This is a genomic window from Microbacterium sp. I2, from assembly GCF_051364985.1.
In the GTDB taxonomy this organism is placed as follows: domain Bacteria; phylum Actinomycetota; class Actinomycetes; order Actinomycetales; family Microbacteriaceae; genus Microbacterium.
This window is the reverse complement of sequence record NZ_JBLWIH010000023.1, coordinates 59,590-75,961: the sequence shown is the minus strand read 5'-3', so window position 1 is coordinate 75,961 and position 16,372 is coordinate 59,590. Positions and strand designations below refer to the sequence as shown.

The window sequence follows — 16,372 nt, the reverse complement described above, 5'->3', positions numbered from 1 at the left end:
CGTCGATTCTATCCGCGTCGTGCTCCCGCGCCGGGGCGCTCAGAGCCGGCGGCCGCCCATCGGTTCAGAGAAGCTGTGCGAAGGCCTCCGCGTCGCGCGTCTTGCCCACGACGAGGATCGTGTCGCCCGCGTGCAGCACGGTGCGGTTGTCGGCGTTGGCCCACGGGTCGCCGGCGTGCTGGAAAGCCGCGACGGTGACCCCGTGGCTGCGCCGCAAGCCGGTCTCGCCCAACGGCGCATCCTGGATCGACGACGGCGCCGGCGCCTTGACCATCGCGTATCCGGGGGCGATCTCGATGAAGTCGAGCGCGGCGCCGCGCACCAGGTGCGCGACCTTGCGCCCCATGTCCTTCTCGGGGTAGATCACCTTGTGCACCCCGAGCTGCTCGAGGATGAGCCCGTGCTGGTCGGTCACGGCCTTGGCCCAGATCGCCGGGATGTCCATGCTCAGCAGCACCGAGCAGGTCAGGATCGAGGCCGAGACGTCGCCCCCGATGGCCACGACGACGCGGTCGAACTCGTCGACCGCGAGCTGCTCGAGAGCCTCCCGCTTGGTCGAGTCAGCCCGAACGACTTGCGTGAGCTCTCCGTTGAGAGACTGGACGAGGTCCTCGTCGAGGTCGATCCCGAGGACCTCCGTTCCACCGGCCATCAGCTCGAGGGCGAGCGCACGTCCGAACCGCCCGAGGCCGATCACGGCGACGGAGCCCGCCTCGGCGACGCGCCGAGACCGATCGATGGCACCGAAGTGCGAAAACCTACCCAATTGCGGGCCTCTCTTTCGGGAGTTCGTAGAGGATGCGGCGCTCGCGGAGCGCGATCGCCGATCCGAGGGTGAGCGGCCCCAGCCGCCCGAGGAACATCATGAGCACGAGCACGATCCGCGCGGGATCGGACAGATCCGCGGTGATGCCCGTCGACAGGCCGACAGTGCCGAACGCCGAGACCGTCTCGAAGAGCGCACGATCGAGGTTCTCTCCGGAGAGCAGCATGATCGCGCCCGTTCCGGCGCTCACGGCCGCGACGGCGATGAGCACCACGGTGATCGCCTGCCGGTGCACGGCTCGCGACAGGCGCTTGCCGAAGATGTTGACGGCCCCCTCGCCCCGCAGCTCGGTGAGCATGATGAAGAAGAGGACCGCGAACGTGGTGACCTTGATCCCGCCGGCGGTGCTCGCGGGGCCCGCGCCGATGAACATCAACACGTCCATGCCGAGCCACGTCTCGTCGTGCAGCGCACCGATGTCGACGGAGTTGAACCCGGCGGTGCGGGTCTGCACGGATTGGAAGAAGGCCGCCAGCACACGCGCCCACGGGTCCAGCCGCCCGAGAGTCGCCGGGTTGCTCCACTCGATGACGCCGATGTACACCGTGCCCGCCACGAGGAGGAATGCGGTCGCGGCAAGCACGATCTTCGTGTTCATCGCCCAGTGCAGCGGGCGCCGGAACTCCTTGCGCAACTGCATGATCACCGGAAAACCCAGCCCGCCGAGGATGACCGCGCCCGCGATCGGCAGGCAGATGAACGGGTCGGCGACGAAAGGCATGAGGTTGTCGCTGTAGAGCGCGAAGCCGGCGTTGTTGAACGACGAGACGGCGTGGAACAGCCCGTGCCAGGCGGCGTCGCCGACCGAGTACCCGTAGTTCACCGAGAACCGGAGGAACAGCAGGGCGAACACGGCCGCCTCGATGGCCAGCGAGATCAGCACGATGCCGCGGACGATACCGCGCACGTCCTCCAGACCCGGCGCCTTCGCCTCTGTCGCCGCATACAGCCGCGACCGGACCGACAGCTTGCGCGCAAGGATCAGTCCGATCAGCGACGCGAAGATCATGATGCCGAGCCCGCCGAGCTGAATGAGCAGCAGGATCACCGCCTGGCCGAAGCCGGTCCAGTACACGGGAGTGTCGACCACCGTCAATCCGGTCACGCACACGGCACTCGTCGCGGTGAACAGCGCCTCGACGAAGGACGCGCCGCCGGGTCCCGTCCGCGAGATCGGCAGCATGAGCAGCGCGGTGCCCACCGCGATGACTGCGGCGAAGCCCGCCACGACCGCCTGGGCGGGCTTCGGCTGGAACCGTCGCAAAGTGACGCGCCGGCGAGCGGACAGCGGTGGAGCAGGACGAGTCACTCCGACACGTTAGGTGCGCGAGAGATGGCACCCGGCGTGCCCTCACGGAATCCTCACGGCGCGGCCCCGGGCATCCTCACGAAATCCACACGGTGTGGCGGAACCCGGCGCGACACGCCCGACCGGCGGGGTGCGGGCGGGGGCGGCTCACGCCGGGCGCAGCGCTTCGCGCCCGAGCTCTGCGACCGAGGTGTGGCCCGACAGTCCCAGGGTGATGTCGAGTTCGGCGAGGACGTTTCGCACCACCTCGCGCGCGCCCTCCTCTCCCGCGAGGGCCAGGCCGTATGCGTAGGGGCGGCCGAGGGCGACGGCGGTCGCGCCCAGCGCGAGCGTGATGAACACGTCGGACCCCTGGCGCACGCCGGAGTCGAACACGATCGGCACACGCCCCGCGACGCGGTCGGCGATCGTGGGCAGCACCTCGAGCGTCGGGACGGACTGGTCGATCTGGCGCCCGCCGTGGTTCGAGATCCAGATGCCGTCCATGCCGGCATCCAGCGCCCGGATCGCGTCGTCGGGATGCACGATGCCTTTGAGCAGGATCGGGAGGTTCGTCCACTGCCGCGCCTTCGCGAGGTCGTCCCACGTGAGCGCGGGCGTAGAGAAGACATCGAGGAACGTCTCGACCGCGGCGCGTGGCAACGGCGAGCGCAGGTTGTCGCGGACGTTCCGCGACCCGGTCAGCGCCTCGCCCTTGCGGGCGATGCTCACGCCGGCCACCACCGTCCTGGGCGTGAGCCTGACCGCCGGTGCGGGATCGGTCGGGGTCGCCGATTGCGATCTCACCCGCTCACGGACGAGCTGCTGGAAGACGGGATCGCTCGTGTACTGGGCGATGCCGAGTCCCCGCGTGAACGGCAGGTGAGCCAGGTCGAGATCGCGCGTGCGCCAGCCGAGCAGGTGCGTGTCGAGCGTCACGACGACGGCTTCGCATCCGGATGCCTCTGCCCGCCGCAGCAGCGACGCGTTGAGCTCGTCCGAGGCCGACCAGTACAGCTGGAACAGGCGCGGCGCGGCGGGCGCGGCATCCGCCACGTCCTCCATGGGCACCGAGGCCTGGTTCGACAGCACGTACGGGACGCCGAAGGATGCTGCGGCTCGCGCCACCGCGAAGTCCGCGCGGGCGTGCGCGAGCTCCATGACTCCAAGAGGCGCGAGCAGGAGCGGCGTCGGGCGGCGGATCCCGAAGAGGTCGGTCGACAGGTCCCGCTCGGAGACATCGCGGAGCGGACGCGGCCAGACCTGCCATCGACCGAACGCCGCCCGGTTGGCTGCGACGGTGCGCTCGGCTCCCGCTCCCCCGGCGATGTACGCGAACGCCTCGGGGCTGAGCGCTTTGCGTGCCGCCGCCTCGAGCGCATCGGCATCGACCGGCACGCGAGGACGGGTGCCGCTGATGCCGGCGCGATAGATCTCGGATTGCGTCCGGCGCGAGATGCCCCGCGACGTGGCGACGGGATCCTGCGGGGCGACGCTGCCCCCCGAGCTGCTCTGAGCCATGCGCACAGCCTAGATCTCACCCCGCCGCCCTGCTCTGCCCTGCCCTGCCCTGCTCAGCCCTGCGACCTCCGCGAGGAGCGTGGGGGGCGGAATCAGCCGAAGCCGCACCAGGCGGCGACCCACGACAGGATACGGCCGCGCAGCTCGTCACCGACGAACAGCTCGATCTCGCCCGGCTCGCCCTCGACGACGACGCGCACGTCGAAGATCGTGCCGCGCTTGTCCTCCTGCACGGCGTGCGGATCGCAGCGGAACGGCACGAGCGGCAGCTCCACGACGATCGGCTCGGTGCCCGACGCTGCGATGGAGAGGTCTAGCGGATACGCGCCGTCGACACTCGCCGGCCCGAAGTCGAGCAGGTTCGTGGCCTGCACTCCGGCGATCGTCGCCTCCCCCTCGCCCGTCGGTGTCACGGTGAGTTCGAGTACAGCCGCCTCGCCCGGTGCCGACTCCTGGAATCCGGTGAATGCCAGGGCTGCGGCATCCGTCAGTCGTTCTTCCCGGCATTCGCGCTCGTGCAGCGGCGCGACGAAACCGAGCGGGTCGGTGGCGGATGCCGTCATCTCGGCCCTTCCGGAAGCGGAATCCAGCTCGAGCATGACCTCGGGCTCGCCGTCCTCGGGTGCCGAGCAGTCGACGTCGGGCAGCTGCACCCGCACATCGACGCTGCGCCCGGCGGGCACCGTGCTCGTGCGGCCGGCGACCACCCGCGTCGCAGGACCCTCGAACCGCGGATCCTCCACGCGGACCTCGCCGATCGTCAGCGTCTGGTCCGACCCGTTCGTCACGTGCACCTGCGCCTGTCGCGGCGCGACATCGGCGCGCAGCTGCACCAGCTCCACGGTGACCCCGGCGGGCAGCGTCGGTGCGACTCCAGAGGTCGCATCGGGGCTCCCCGAAGCCCCCCGGGTACCGTTCGTCCCGGTCGGGCCGACCGCGCATCCGGCGAGCAGGAGTGCGCCCGCGAGCAGCACCGCGACGCTGCGCCTCGCGCGGGCACGCGGCATCCCCCGTTCGCAACTCAGTCCCCTCGCACGCCTACGAACCCCACCGACGGCGTGTCGCGGCACCCTGTCCGCGCGGAGACTGAATTGCGGACGACTCAGGCACATGACGAGGGCTCCGACGAGCTACCGCGTGAGGGTCTCGCGCGCGACGGTGAAGTCCTCCAGCGCGACGGGGTCGATCTCGACGCCCAGGCCGGGGCCGGCCGGCACGCGCACATGGCCGTCCTCGAGCACCGCGGGCTCGGTGATGACGTCGCGCGTGTAGAAGCGGCTCGACGCCGACACATCGCCTGGCAGGGTGAAGCCCGGCAGGGCGGCGAGGGCGGCGTTCGCCGCGCGGCCGATCCCGGTCTCGAGCATGCCGCCGCACCACACCGGCACGCCCGCGTCACGGGCGCGGTCGTGGATGCGCACCGCCTCGAGGTAGCCGCCCACCCGCCCGGCCTTGATGTTGATGACGGATGCCGAGCCCAGCGCCAGCGCGTCCGCCGCGGCCTTGTCCGACACGATCGACTCGTCCAGGCACACCGGGGTGCGCAGCCGCCGCGCGAGCTCGGCGTGGTCGACGAGGTCGTCCTCCTGCAGCGGTTGCTCGATCAGGATCAGGTCGAAGCGGTCGAGCTCGGCCAGGGTCGCGGCATCCGCCAGCGTGTAGGCGGAGTTCGCGTCGACCTGCAGCGGAATCGTGCCGAACGCATCGCGCACGGCGGCGGTGTCGGCGACGTCCCGTCCGGGCTTGATCTTGATCTTGATCCGGACGTAGCCCTCGTCGAGATAGCGGCCGACGGTGTCGACGAGCGCCGCCGGATCGTGCTGGATCCCAACCGACACCCCGCTCGGCACACGATCGCGCACCGCACCCAGGTACTCGCCGAGCGCGCGCCCCTCGGCGCGCAGCGCGGCATCGAGGACCGCCAGCTCGAGCCCGGCCTTCGCCATGCGGTGCCCCTTGAACGGCTCGAGCACGCCGGCGACGTCCTCCGCCGCCAGACGCGTGCGATCCAGGAGTGCGGGCGCGAGGAACCGCAGCGCCACGTCCCACGCTCCCTGCGTGTACTCGCTCGAATAGAGCGGGCCGGCCTGCGTGACGATCTCGCCCCAGCCATCCCCGTCGGACGTCAGGGCCCGCACGACGATGACCTCACGCACCGTCTCTGTGCCGAACGACGTCGTGAACGGCGACACGAGCGGCAGGTGCAGCACACGCAGCTCGAATCCTTCGAGGGCGACGGATGCAGCGGGCCGGGCGATGGGCATGCGGTCAGCGTACGCCGGGCCGTTCGAGTCGCGCACTTCGTCCCGGTGTAAGGGCCGGGACCGCAATGTGCGCCATTCGACGCGTCAGTGGGCGAACCGCGCGCCGGTCCCCTCGCGCGGGACGCCCACATAGGTCGACCGGGCGCGACGGGGCCGTCGCCGCCGCGGAACGCCGCGTGCTCCGCGGTTGGCACCGCCCCAAGAGGCGATCAGTGTCTCGATGTGCTCGCGCATGGCGCTCCTCCTCTGTTCGGAGTGAAGGAGCGGCATCGCGGGCGCCAAATACGTCAGGAGCGGATCGGGTTCAGCGCAAGCGCGGATCGTTGCGCGCTGCAGTGCTGACCTTGAGGTCCAGCGCGTCGGCGACCTCGGGACCGCTGCCGGACCCGTCGCGCGTCACGAGCCGGTCCTCGCGCGGGGATCGCCCACCCGACGGTTTGGTGACGACGAGGCCGTCGGAGCCGTGCACGTCGTCGACGGCGTGGGTGTCGTCGCCCCGGCTCGAGCGTGGCGCGCTCAGCCGGATTCCCGGCGCCGTCCCGGTGAACGTCCGCCCGCTGGTCAGCCGTCGATCTCGGCGAACGCGCGCACCGGGAACGTGCCGAATCCCTCGACGGGCGGCGGCGCGGCGGTGAAGCGCGCACCGCGCGGCGGCAGCTCGCCGAGGTTCGTCAGGTGCTCCACGACGTGGACGCCGGCGCCCAGCAGCAGCGAGTGCGCGGGCCGCTCGCCCCCGGACTCGGTGTCGTCGATGTTGAGCGAGTCGATGCCCACGAGCACGGCGCCCGCGTCGATGAGCCACTGCGCTGCCTCGCCGGTCAGGAACGGCGCTCCCGTGCCGTATTCCGGCTGCCCGAACCACCGGTCCCAGCCGGTGTGCAGCAGCACGGCAGCGCCCCGCACGTCACGATCGGCCAGTGTCTCGGGACGGATGCCTCGGCGCGCGGCGTCCCACGCGTCCTCCAAGTGGAACACCTCCGTGCGCAGCCCGACGAGCGACGCCAGGTCGAGACCGGCAAGGTCCGGGCCCTTCGCGTAGCGGTGGAACGGAGAGTCGAGGTACGTCCCGGTATTGCCGATCATCGTGATCACGTCCATCGCGAACTCCGTGCCCGGCGCGTAGCGCGCACGTGAATCCTCGCGAGTCAGGTGCGGGGTGATGGTCGGCGCGGGCAGCCCGGGGTAGGTCACGAGCCCGGCGCGGATCGGGTGGCTCAGATCGACGACGCGATGCGAGGCCGTGCCCACACGATCCGGGGCCGTCTCGACCCCGCGGCTGCCGCGGTGGGGCTCTTCGACGATGCGCAGGCCACGCAGCTCGACGTCGTCCACCAGCGCGAGCCCGAGATGCTGGATCAGGAGGGTCGCGACCTCGGCCTCGCCGAGGTCGGCCGAGGGCAGGTCGAGCCGGAAGCCCGTGCCGACGAGTCCGCCGCCGTTGGCGAAGCGGATGTCGAAGTCGAAGTGGGCGCGGTACTGCGCGGGGGTCTGCGGCATGGCGTCAGAATACGGGCCGTGCGATCCGCGGTCGTCCGCCCGGCGGACAATGGCGCCGATGCCGGAGGATCTGGCAGAAATCCTCCGCCGGCCGCGACATCCTCCGCCGGGCGGAGCAGCGGATCTCCGCCGGGCGGAGCAGCGATTCTCCGCCGGCCGCGACATTCTCCGCCGGGCGGAGCGGTGGATCTCCGCCGGCGGAGCAGCGCATCTCAGTCGGGCGGAACGACTGTCCGCCCAGCGGAGCGTCGCTCGACGCCCAGCGGAGCGGCGCTCGACGCCCAGCGGAGCGGCGCTCGACGCCCAGCGGAGCGGCCTCGCCCGTTAACCCCTCGAGAGCGCGATGGCAACCCCGTGCCGACGGGCGCGAGGCACGCCTAACGTCGAGGCCATGGAGACCTTCGACTTCGCACCCCGCCGCGCGATCGTCACCGCCTCGGACTCCGGCATCGGCCAGGCGACCGCGCTCGCTCTCGCCGACGCAGGCCTGGACGTCGGCATCACGTGGCACTCCGACGAGGAGGGCGCCCAGCGCACCGCAGAGGCCGTCCGCGAACGCGGGCGCACGGCCGAGGTGGCGCAGTTCGACGCGACCGACCTCGACCGCGTCGGCCCCACCCTCGACGAGCTGATCGAGCGCCTCGGCGGCATCGACGTGTTCGTCAACAACGCCGGCGGCGGATCGGGCGGGCCGTTCCTCGATGTCGGCCTCGCGGACTGGCGGCAGATCGTCGCGCTCAATCTCGACGGTGCATTCGCCGGGCTGCAGACCGCCGCCCGGCACATGGTCCGCGCCGGCCGCGGCGGGCGGCTCATCGCCGTCACCAGCGTGCACGAGACGCAGCCGCGCGTCGGCTCGGCCGCCTATGTCGCAGCCAAGCACGGCCTGGGCGGGCTCATCGCGACGATGGCGCAGGAGCTGGGCGAGCACGGGGTCACGGCGAACGCCGTCGCACCGGGCGAGATCGCTACACCCATCAACCGTATGGACTCGGAGGATGCCGAGCACACCCATCGCCCCGGCATCCCGCTCGGCCGGCCCGGCAAGCCGGAAGAGGTGGCGGCCGTCATCGCCTTCCTCGCGTCGCCCGCGGCGAGCTATGTCACGGGCGCGAGCTGGAGCGTGGACGGCGGGATGCTGCAGATGGGCCCGCAGGCGGGATCGCACTTGACGGACGACTCATGGCGAGAGGGATGACGATGGACAGCGAACGACAGACCGGCAAGGATCAGGCGCCGGACGACACGACCGGCATGACGCACGAGGAGAAGCGCCGCGACCAGTTGCTGGCCGCTCCCGGCGCGGTCGAATCCGATGCCGACCCGCGGATCGACGTGACGCATCGGCCCGGGGTGACGCGGATCGACATCCGCGACGACGCCGACGTGCGGCCGGGCGATCCCACGAAGGATCCGGAGGGCTGAAGCGGCCGCCTACTCGCGCACGAGCAGGTAGCCGCGCGCGTCGTCGAAGCCGCCGATCCGCAGGCCCTGCGCCAGGTGCGCGACGAGCTCGTCACGCACGCGGATGCGCCAGGCCGCGGCATCCGTCGGCGCCTCCCTCCGGAGTGTCTCGATGTCGTGCGGAATCTCGACCGACGCGACCACGCGCTCGGCCGGGGGAGTCGGCACGGGAGGCGCCGCGAGAGCCCACGACACCATGATGCGATCGGTCTCGTCGCCGCGGTTGACGCCGTCGTCCATCGGGCCGTAGTGGTTCACGAGGTACTCGGTCACGCGCGTGCCCAGCACGCGCAGGTTGAAGTGCGCGTTGCGGGCGACGAGCGGGTCGAAGGTCCACGTGATGTGCCCCACCTCGCGGGCCAGCGCCCACTCGCGCTGGTGCTGTTTGAGCACCCGGCCGAGCCCCTGCGACTGGTGGTCGGGCAGCACGCCGGTGATGTGGCTGTGCATCGAGCGCGTCGCGGGCGCCGCGAAGAAGGCGACGGATGCCCCGACCATGCGGTCGCCGTCGTAGAGGCCGACGGCGTAGTTGCCGGCGTGGGCGAGGGCGCGCAGCAGGTTCGGCGGCATGCCGCCGCGGTCGCCGCCCCACACCTCGGCGAGCACCTCGGAGGCGCGGAACACCTCCTCGACGGTGTCGAGAGGACGGATTCCGATGCCCGGCGGAGTCGCTGTCTCACCCATCCCCCAAGTCTGCACCCGCAGAGCCCCTCCCTCGCGGCGCCGATAGCCTGGACGGATGGCTGATCGGGATGAGGACGCGAGAAGACGACTCACCCGGATGCCGCGGCAGGGCGCGATCGTGGCGGTCCTGGCGATCGCGGGGCTGTGCTCGTCGTTCATGTTCACGCTCATGGTGCCGATCCAGTCGAAGCTGCCCGAGCTGCTCGACGCCAGCCGGGAAGACACCGCGTGGGTCGTGACCTCGACGCTGCTCGCGGCGGCGGTCATCACGCCGATCTCGGGGCGCCTGGGCGACATGTACGGCAAGCGCCGCATCCTGCTCGTGCTCGTCGCGGTGATGGTCGTGGGCTCGGTCATCGCCGCGTTCTCGCCCGGCATCATCGGAATCATCGTCGGGCGCACTCTGCAAGGCGCCATCGTCGGCGTGGTGCCGCTGGGCATCTCGATCCTGCGCGACGTGCTGCACGAGAGCCATGTGGACTCCGCGATCGCGTTCATGAGCGCGACCCTCGGCGTCGGCGGGGCGCTGGGCCTTCCGATCAGCGCCGTGGTGACCGAGCGCGCCGACTGGCACATGATCTTCTGGCTGTCGGCGGGGCTCGGCGTCGTGGTGTTCGGCCTGGTGCTGTGGATCGTCCCGGTGAGCGTGCTGCGTACGGCGGGCCGCTTCGATTTCGTCGGCGCGGGCGGGCTGGCCGTGGGTCTGGTCGGGATCCTCCTGGCGATCTCACGTGGGAACGAATGGGGCTGGACCTCGCCCGCGGTGCTGGTCTCGGGTCTCGGCGGCCTCGCCGTGCTGCTGTTGTGGGGGTGGTTCGAGCTGCGCATCGCCGAGCCGCTGCTCGACCTGCGGGTCGCCGCACGCCCCGCCGTGCTGCTCACCAATATCGCATCGGTCGCGATGGGCTTCTCGCTGTTCGCGTCGAACGTCGTGTACCCGCAGATGCTCGAACTGCCCGTCGCCACCGGCGCCGGGTTCGGCCTCTCGCTGCTGGCCGCGAGCCTCGTGGTCATGCCCTCGGGGATCGTGATGATGGTGCTCTCGCCGATCGCGGGGCGCATCGCCCAGCGCACCGGACCCAAGCTCCTGCTGCTGCTCGGTGCGCTCTCACTGATCGTCGCGTACGGATTCACACTGCTGTTCTCGTCGGAGGTGTGGCATCTCCTCGTCGCGAACATCCTCATCGGCGCGGGCATCGGCTTCGGCTACGCCTCGATGCCGATGCTCATCATGCGGTCGGTGCCGCAGAACGAGACCGGCGCCTCGAACGGGCTGAACGCATTGTTCCGCTCGCTCGGAACGAGCACCGCGGCGGCCGTCATCGGGGCGGTGCTGGCCAGCTACGCCATCGACTTCGAGGGCGTTCCGGTTCCCACGTCGACGGGCTTCACGGTGTCGCTGATCCTGGGCGGCGCCGCTGCGATCCTCGCCCTGGTCATCGCCCTGTTCATCCCCTCCCGGCGAGCGCCGCAGGAGCGGCATCCGTCCCTCCCCGAGTGACGTCGCGATCACCGTGCACCAGCTGCACACCCGGGCGCGGATCGTGACTGGCGAGCCGCGTACTGACACCGGGCGGATACGGCCGCTAGCCTGACGTCATTGTCACGGGGGACAGGAGCGGCGCATGAATCGGCGAGACGACGGGGATCGGCGCGACGAGCGCGAGCCCGAGCAGATGCCGGTGGGACCGCCCGAGGGCGCCACCGCGGCGGGCGAGCCGTATGCGTCGACGCGTGCCGGGCGGCGAGCCGCGGAGGCGAGCGGAACCGACGCCGCCGCCACGACCGCCACGGCGGTCGATGACGAGTCGGACCACGACACGAGGTTCTTCGGCCAGCCGTGGGCGCTCGCGCACGTGTTCGGCGTGGAGATGTGGGAGCGGTTCAGCTTCTACGGCATGCAGGGCATCCTGCTCATCTACATGTACTACACGGTCGCCGAAGGCGGTCTCGGGATCGATCAGGCCGTCGCGACCGGCATCGTCGGCGCGTACGGCGGCACCGTCTACCTCTCGACGATCCTCGGCGCGTGGGTCGCCGACCGCCTGCTGGGCTCGGAGCGCGTGCTGTTCTACAGCGCGATCGTCATCATGCTCGGCCACATCGGGCTCGCGGTGCTGCCGAACGTGTGGGGCCTCGGCGTCGGTCTGGTGCTCGTGGCCGTCGGCTCGGGCGGACTCAAGGCGAACGCCACCTCGGTCGTGGGCACGCTGTACGCCGAAAAGGACCCGCGGCGAGACGCCGGCTTCTCGCTCTTCTACCTCGGCATCAACCTCGGCGCGTTCTTCGGCCCGATCGTCACCGGAGCCCTGCAGTCGTCGATCGGCTTCCACGCCGGCTTCGCCGCGGCCGCCGTCGGCATGGCGCTCGGTCTGCTGCAGTACTCGTTCGGCCGCAAGCAGCTTCCTGCCTCGTCGCGGATCGTGCCGAACCCGCTGCCCGCGAACCGCCGGCTGCTCGTGGTCGGCATCGCCGTGGGTGGGCTCATCGTCATCGCTGCCCTGGTTCTCATAGGAGTCATCCGCGCCGACAATCTCGCCGGCATCGTGATCATCGTCACGCTCGGCGCGACCGTCGCGTACTTCGCGGTCATCGTGGCATCCCGCGCGATCACCGCCGTCGAGCGCTCACGCGTCTTCGCCTTCATTCCGCTGTTCATCGTGAACGTCGGCTTCTGGTCGCTGTACCAGCAGCAGTTCACGGTGCTGACGATCTACTCCGACCAGCAGCTGAACCGCAGCATCCTCGGGTGGGAGATGCCGGTCTCGTGGGTCAATTCGATCAACCCGATCTTCGTCATCATCCTCTCGGGCGTCTTCGCCGCGATCTGGACCAAGATGGGCACGCGTCAGCCCTCGACCCCCGTGAAGTTCGCACTCGGAGCCATCATCATGGGCATCGCGTTCCTGCTCTTCCTCCCGTGGGCGAACGGCGCTGCGAACTCCACGCCTCTCCTCGCGATCGTCGGCATCCTGCTGGTGTTCACGATCGCCGAGCTCTTCATCTCGCCCGTCGGGCTGTCGGCATCGACCAAGCTCGCGCCACAGCGCTTCCACACGCAGATGGTGGCGCTGTACTTCCTGTCGGTCGCGCTCGGCACGTCGATCGCCGGCTGGCTCGCCCAGTTCTACGACCCGAAGAACGAGGTGCCGTACTTCACGATCCTCGGCTTCATCGCGATCGGCCTCGGCATCGCGCTGTGGTTCTCGGTCAAGCCGGTGCTGGCGCTCATGAAGGGCGTGCGCTGACGGATGCCGCGGCCCGGCCATAACCGGCATCGATGAGCGCGATAACCTAATCGGTCTTCGCTGATGCCCTTCGACGCCCTTCAATGAGGGTGAGTCGAAGGAGATTCAATGACGAAGCCCATTCTCGACGTCGAGAAGACGTCTGCCCGGCGCGCCGGAGCCTGGCAGGCAGCCCTCCTGCTGGCCGGCAGCTGCATGCCCGTGATGGGGTCGGTCCTCATCACGCCCGTCCTGCCCCAGCTCTCGCAGCACTTCGGCGATCAGCCGGGCGCCGACGTGCTGGTGCCGATGATCGTGGCGATCCCGGCTCTCATGATCGCGATCTTCGCGCCGTTCGCCGGACAGATCGTCGACCGGCTCGGGCGCAAGAACCTGCTGATCGTGGCCATGCTCGCGTACGCGATCGCGGGCACTGTGCCGGCGTGGATCGACAGCCTCACCGGCATCCTCATCAGCCGCGCGTTCGTCGGCGTCTTCGAAGCCGCCATCATGACCGTCTGCACGACGCTCATCGTCGATTACTTCCACGAGGAACGCCGGCGCAACAAGTACCTCGGCCTGCAGACGGTCGCGACCACCCTGGGCGCGACGGTCTTCATCGCGATCGGCGGGGCCGTCGGCTCGGCAGGCTGGCACGCCCCGTTCTGGATCTATGCGATCGCCGCTCCCATCGCGATCGTCATGATCTTCGCGCTGTGGGAACCGGGTCGCGGCGACTCGACGGACGCGCACATCGCTGCCGGCGAGAAAGCGCGGGTGCCGTGGCGCATCCTCGGCCTGCCGATCCTCGTCACCGTGTTCGGCGGCTTCACGTTCTACGTCATGATCATCGAGGTGAGCTACCTGGTGGTGGGGACGGGCGTCGCGGCGAACGACACCGCCACGATCGGGCTCGTCTCGGCGATCGCCTCACTGGCCACGGCCGCTGCGGCGCTCACCTTTCCGCGTATCGCGCGTGCCGGCATCGGCGTGCTGCTTCCGGTGGCGTTCGGCCTGCAGGCGGCCGGCATGATCATCGTCTGGCTCGTCAGCGGGTTCGCCGGCGTGCTCATCGGCGCGATCGTGGCGGGCTTCGGCTCCGGCATCCTGCTGCCCTCGCTGGTCACGTGGGTCGTGTCGCGCACCCGCTTCGAGGAACGCGGCCGCGCCACCGGCTGGTGGACGGCCTCGTTCTTCTTCGGCCAGTTCGTCACCCCGATCATCATGGGCGTGATCACCGGTGCGACCGGTGCCCCGTTGCCCGTAGCGGTGGGTGCGGTCGGAATCGCGGCGGCCGTCGTCGCCGTGGTGCTCACGCTCACCATGCGGCGCGCCCCGAAGCCGGCGCCCGCCACCCGCTGAGGCATACGAAGAGGGCCGGATCCCGTTGACGGGATCCGGCCCTCTCTCGTTCCGCGGAGCTCAGTCCGGCTTGAGCCTCATGCGCGCACAGTGGTCTGCAGCAGCGCCTCGGCATTGCCGGCGAGGACGCGATCGGCCACGTCGTCGCTCAGGCCCGCCGCGCGCACGAAGGCCACCGGGTCATCCAGCCCCATGTCGAACGGGAAGTCGCTGCCGAGAACGACCTGCGACGCACCCGCGACCTCGATCAGATGCCGCAGCGCGCCCGCGTCGTGCACGACGGTGTCGAACCAGATCTTCTCGAGGTAGCTCGACGGCTCGTGCGCGCAGCCCTGCGCGTCGGGCCGCACACGCCACGCGTGGTCGGAACGGCCGATCGCGGTGGGCAGGTAGCCGCCGCCGTGCGCAGCCACGATCTTCAGCCCCGGGTGCCGGTCGAGCACGCCGGCGAAGATCAGGTGCGACAGCGCCACAGCGTTCTCGACCGGCTGACCCACGGTGTTCGCCAGGTAGAACCGGTCGAGCCGCTCGTCGAGAGTGCAGCCGAAGGGGTGAAGGAACACGACGCAGCCGAGCTCCGCCGCGCGCGCCCAGAACGGCTCCAGCCGTTCGTCCGACAGCTCGACATCGCCGGCGAACGACGAGATCTCGACGCCGGCGAGACCGCGGCCGAGCACCGCGTCGTCCAGGTATTCGACGATGCGGGACGGATGCTGCAGCGGCACGACGCCGAGACCGACGAGGCGGTCAGGCGCCTGGGCGACGTGCTCGGCGATGAGCCGGTTCGTCTCTCCAGCGACCCACACGGCTAGACCCTCCGGCGCCCACGGGTAGAAGTGGTTCGGCGAGACGCTGACCCACTGCTTCTCGACGCCCTGGGCATCCATCGACGCGAGGCGCTCGCGCACGTCGGTGAGCTCCGGGATGCGGGCACTGACCATCGGCCCCGAGACCTTCATGCTCTCGATCCCGTTGCGGCGACGTTCGAGGTCCGCCGCTTCGGCGACGAGCTCGGGTGCGCGCTTCTCGACTTCGGCGTGGACCGGGGGCAGCAGGAGGTGGGCGTGGACGTCGGTCACCCCGGCGATGGTGCGGTCGCTCATGCCGGCTGCGCCATCTTCTGCGCGATGCCGAAGATCAGGCCGCCGGCATCCGCATCCCGGTTGCCGTCGATCTGCCATTGACCGAGCTGGACGGATGCCTCGACGACGGCCGTCGCACGCGGCAGGCGCCGTGCGTGGAACTCGTTCCACAGCTCCTGGTCGACGGCATCGCGCGAGGTGAGCAGCTCGGTGATGACGAGGGCGTCTTCGAGACCTTGGGCTGCGCCCTGCGCGATCGTCGGCGGGCACGAGTGCGCGGCATCCCCGATGATCACCACCCGGCCGCGGTTCCAGGGCTCGCTCACCAGGTGCTGAGTGAACCACGTGTAGTGGGCGCGCGCGCCCTTCTCGAGGTCGGCGCGAATGGAGTTCCACGGGCCGCCGTACGCGCGCGACTCGTCGAGCATGATGCGGGTGGCTTCCTCGTCCGAGACGGCGAAGCGGTCTTGCGCCTTCTCGACGAGGAACGCGTACATGGTGTCCTCACCGGTCGGCGTGTATCCGGCGATGTAGACCGGACCGCCGTAGTACAGCTCGCTGCGCACGACCTCGGCCGGGCGCGACACGAACGTGCGCCAGATGCCCATGCCTGTCGGCTGCGGTTTCTGCTCGATGCCGATGAGATCGCGCACGGTCGAGTGCAGGCCGTCGGCGCCGATCACGAGGTCGTAATCGCCCGCGCTCCGGCCGTCGACGATCACCTCGACTGCGTCCGCGGTGCCGGTCTCGAGGCCGGTGAGCTTCGTGCCGAAGCGCACATCGGCGCCGGCATTCCGCGCGTGTGCCAGCAGGATCCGCGCGAGCGCGGGACGTGGCATCCCCATCCCCGCGGGGTAGTCCGGCCCGCCGGTCTTGACGTCGGGCAGCTCCGCGACGATCGGGGCGTCTGGGCCGGGAGCCCGCAGGTGGAGCCCCTCGAACGGGTACCCGGCGGCGCGGATGTCGCCCCAGGCTCCGAGGGCGTCGAAGACTCGCAGGGCGTTGCCCTGCAGGGAGATGCCGGAGCCGAGCGCGCTGAGTTCGGGCTTCGCCTCGAAGACGTCGACCTCGACGCCCGCCTTCGCGAGCTGGATGGCGGCGGCGAGACCCGAGACTCCCGCGCCGATGACGGCGACCTTGCGTACGGCGGTCATGTC

15 protein-coding genes are annotated in these 16,372 nt (G+C 70.4%); 5 read left to right on the top strand and 10 right to left on the bottom strand.

The annotated features are described in order from the left end of the window. Positions 1–64 precede the first annotated feature (64 nt). The 7 genes from ACLKM7_RS17295 to ACLKM7_RS17265 form a co-directional block, all read right to left on the bottom strand. Entirely contained in the window at positions 65–766 is a 702-nt protein-coding gene (locus tag ACLKM7_RS17295; RefSeq protein ID WP_436448538.1) for a potassium channel family protein, read from the bottom strand. Continuing rightward, positions 759–2,135, bottom strand: coding sequence for a TrkH family potassium uptake protein (locus ACLKM7_RS17290; protein ID WP_436448537.1), 1,377 nt, complete (start codon positions 2,133–2,135; stop codon positions 759–761). Before ACLKM7_RS17290 ends, ACLKM7_RS17295 begins: the two co-directional genes overlap by 8 nt. A gap of 147 nt (positions 2,136–2,282) precedes the next feature. Beyond that, a complete protein-coding gene (locus ACLKM7_RS17285; RefSeq protein WP_436448536.1) occupies positions 2,283–3,635 on the bottom strand; it encodes an alpha-hydroxy-acid oxidizing protein in 1,353 nt (450 codons plus the stop codon). Positions 3,636–3,727: 92 nt separating this feature from the next. Beyond that, positions 3,728–4,642, bottom strand: coding sequence for a hypothetical protein (locus tag ACLKM7_RS17280; RefSeq protein WP_436448535.1), 915 nt, complete (start codon positions 4,640–4,642; stop codon positions 3,728–3,730). Positions 4,643–4,765: 123 nt separating this feature from the next. Then, positions 4,766–5,899, bottom strand: coding sequence for an o-succinylbenzoate synthase (gene menC / locus ACLKM7_RS17275; protein ID WP_436448534.1), 1,134 nt, complete (start codon positions 5,897–5,899; stop codon positions 4,766–4,768). A 304-nt stretch (positions 5,900–6,203) separates the two neighbouring features. Next, complete coding sequence (locus ACLKM7_RS17270; RefSeq protein WP_436448533.1) at positions 6,204–6,368, bottom strand: hypothetical protein; 165 nt, start codon at positions 6,366–6,368, stop codon at positions 6,204–6,206. Between the two features lie 92 nt (positions 6,369–6,460). Next, entirely contained in the window at positions 6,461–7,396 is a 936-nt protein-coding gene (locus tag ACLKM7_RS17265; protein WP_436448532.1) for a cyclase family protein, read from the bottom strand. A gap of 391 nt (positions 7,397–7,787) precedes the next feature. Here ACLKM7_RS17265 and ACLKM7_RS17260 point away from each other — a divergent pair, with 391 nt between their 5' ends. Both ACLKM7_RS17260 and ACLKM7_RS17255 read left to right on the top strand, forming a co-directional pair. Beyond that, complete coding sequence (locus ACLKM7_RS17260; protein WP_436448531.1) at positions 7,788–8,594, top strand: SDR family oxidoreductase; 807 nt, start codon at positions 7,788–7,790, stop codon at positions 8,592–8,594. 2 nt (positions 8,595–8,596) lie between these two features. Further along, positions 8,597–8,821, top strand: coding sequence for a hypothetical protein (locus tag ACLKM7_RS17255; RefSeq protein WP_436448530.1), 225 nt, complete (start codon positions 8,597–8,599; stop codon positions 8,819–8,821). A gap of 9 nt (positions 8,822–8,830) precedes the next feature. Here the strand turns inward: ACLKM7_RS17255 and ACLKM7_RS17250 are convergent, their stop codons facing one another. Continuing rightward, positions 8,831–9,544 (bottom strand): GNAT family N-acetyltransferase, encoded by a 714-nt coding sequence (locus ACLKM7_RS17250; RefSeq protein ID WP_436448529.1) that lies wholly within the window; start codon positions 9,542–9,544, stop codon positions 8,831–8,833. A 97-nt stretch (positions 9,545–9,641) separates the two neighbouring features. Between ACLKM7_RS17250 and ACLKM7_RS17245 the strand changes: the two genes are divergently transcribed. The 3 genes from ACLKM7_RS17245 to ACLKM7_RS17235 all read left to right on the top strand — a co-directional run bounded on the left by ACLKM7_RS17245 (position 9,642) and on the right by ACLKM7_RS17235 (position 14,133). Beyond that, on the top strand, positions 9,642–11,045 hold the full coding sequence (locus tag ACLKM7_RS17245) for an MFS transporter (RefSeq protein ID WP_436448681.1): 1,404 nt from the start codon (positions 9,642–9,644) through the stop codon (positions 11,043–11,045). A 124-nt stretch (positions 11,046–11,169) separates the two neighbouring features. Further along, positions 11,170–12,792, top strand: a complete 1,623-nt coding sequence (locus ACLKM7_RS17240) for a peptide MFS transporter (RefSeq protein ID WP_436448528.1) — start codon at positions 11,170–11,172, stop codon at positions 12,790–12,792. 108 nt (positions 12,793–12,900) lie between these two features. Next, entirely contained in the window at positions 12,901–14,133 is a 1,233-nt protein-coding gene (locus tag ACLKM7_RS17235; RefSeq protein ID WP_436448527.1) for an MFS transporter, read from the top strand. A 77-nt stretch (positions 14,134–14,210) separates the two neighbouring features. On the opposite strand, the gene ACLKM7_RS17230 is transcribed toward ACLKM7_RS17235, so the two are convergent. Further along, the gene (locus tag ACLKM7_RS17230) at positions 14,211–15,236 is read right to left on the bottom strand and encodes an amidohydrolase family protein (protein WP_436448526.1); all 1,026 of its coding nucleotides are present in this window, start codon (positions 15,234–15,236) and stop codon (positions 14,211–14,213) included. Then, positions 15,233–16,369: an FAD-dependent oxidoreductase gene (locus tag ACLKM7_RS17225; protein ID WP_436448525.1), complete on the bottom strand. Its 1,137-nt coding sequence runs from the start codon at positions 16,367–16,369 to the stop codon at positions 15,233–15,235. Before ACLKM7_RS17225 ends, ACLKM7_RS17230 begins: the two co-directional genes overlap by 4 nt. Positions 16,370–16,372: the final 3 nt, after the last annotated feature.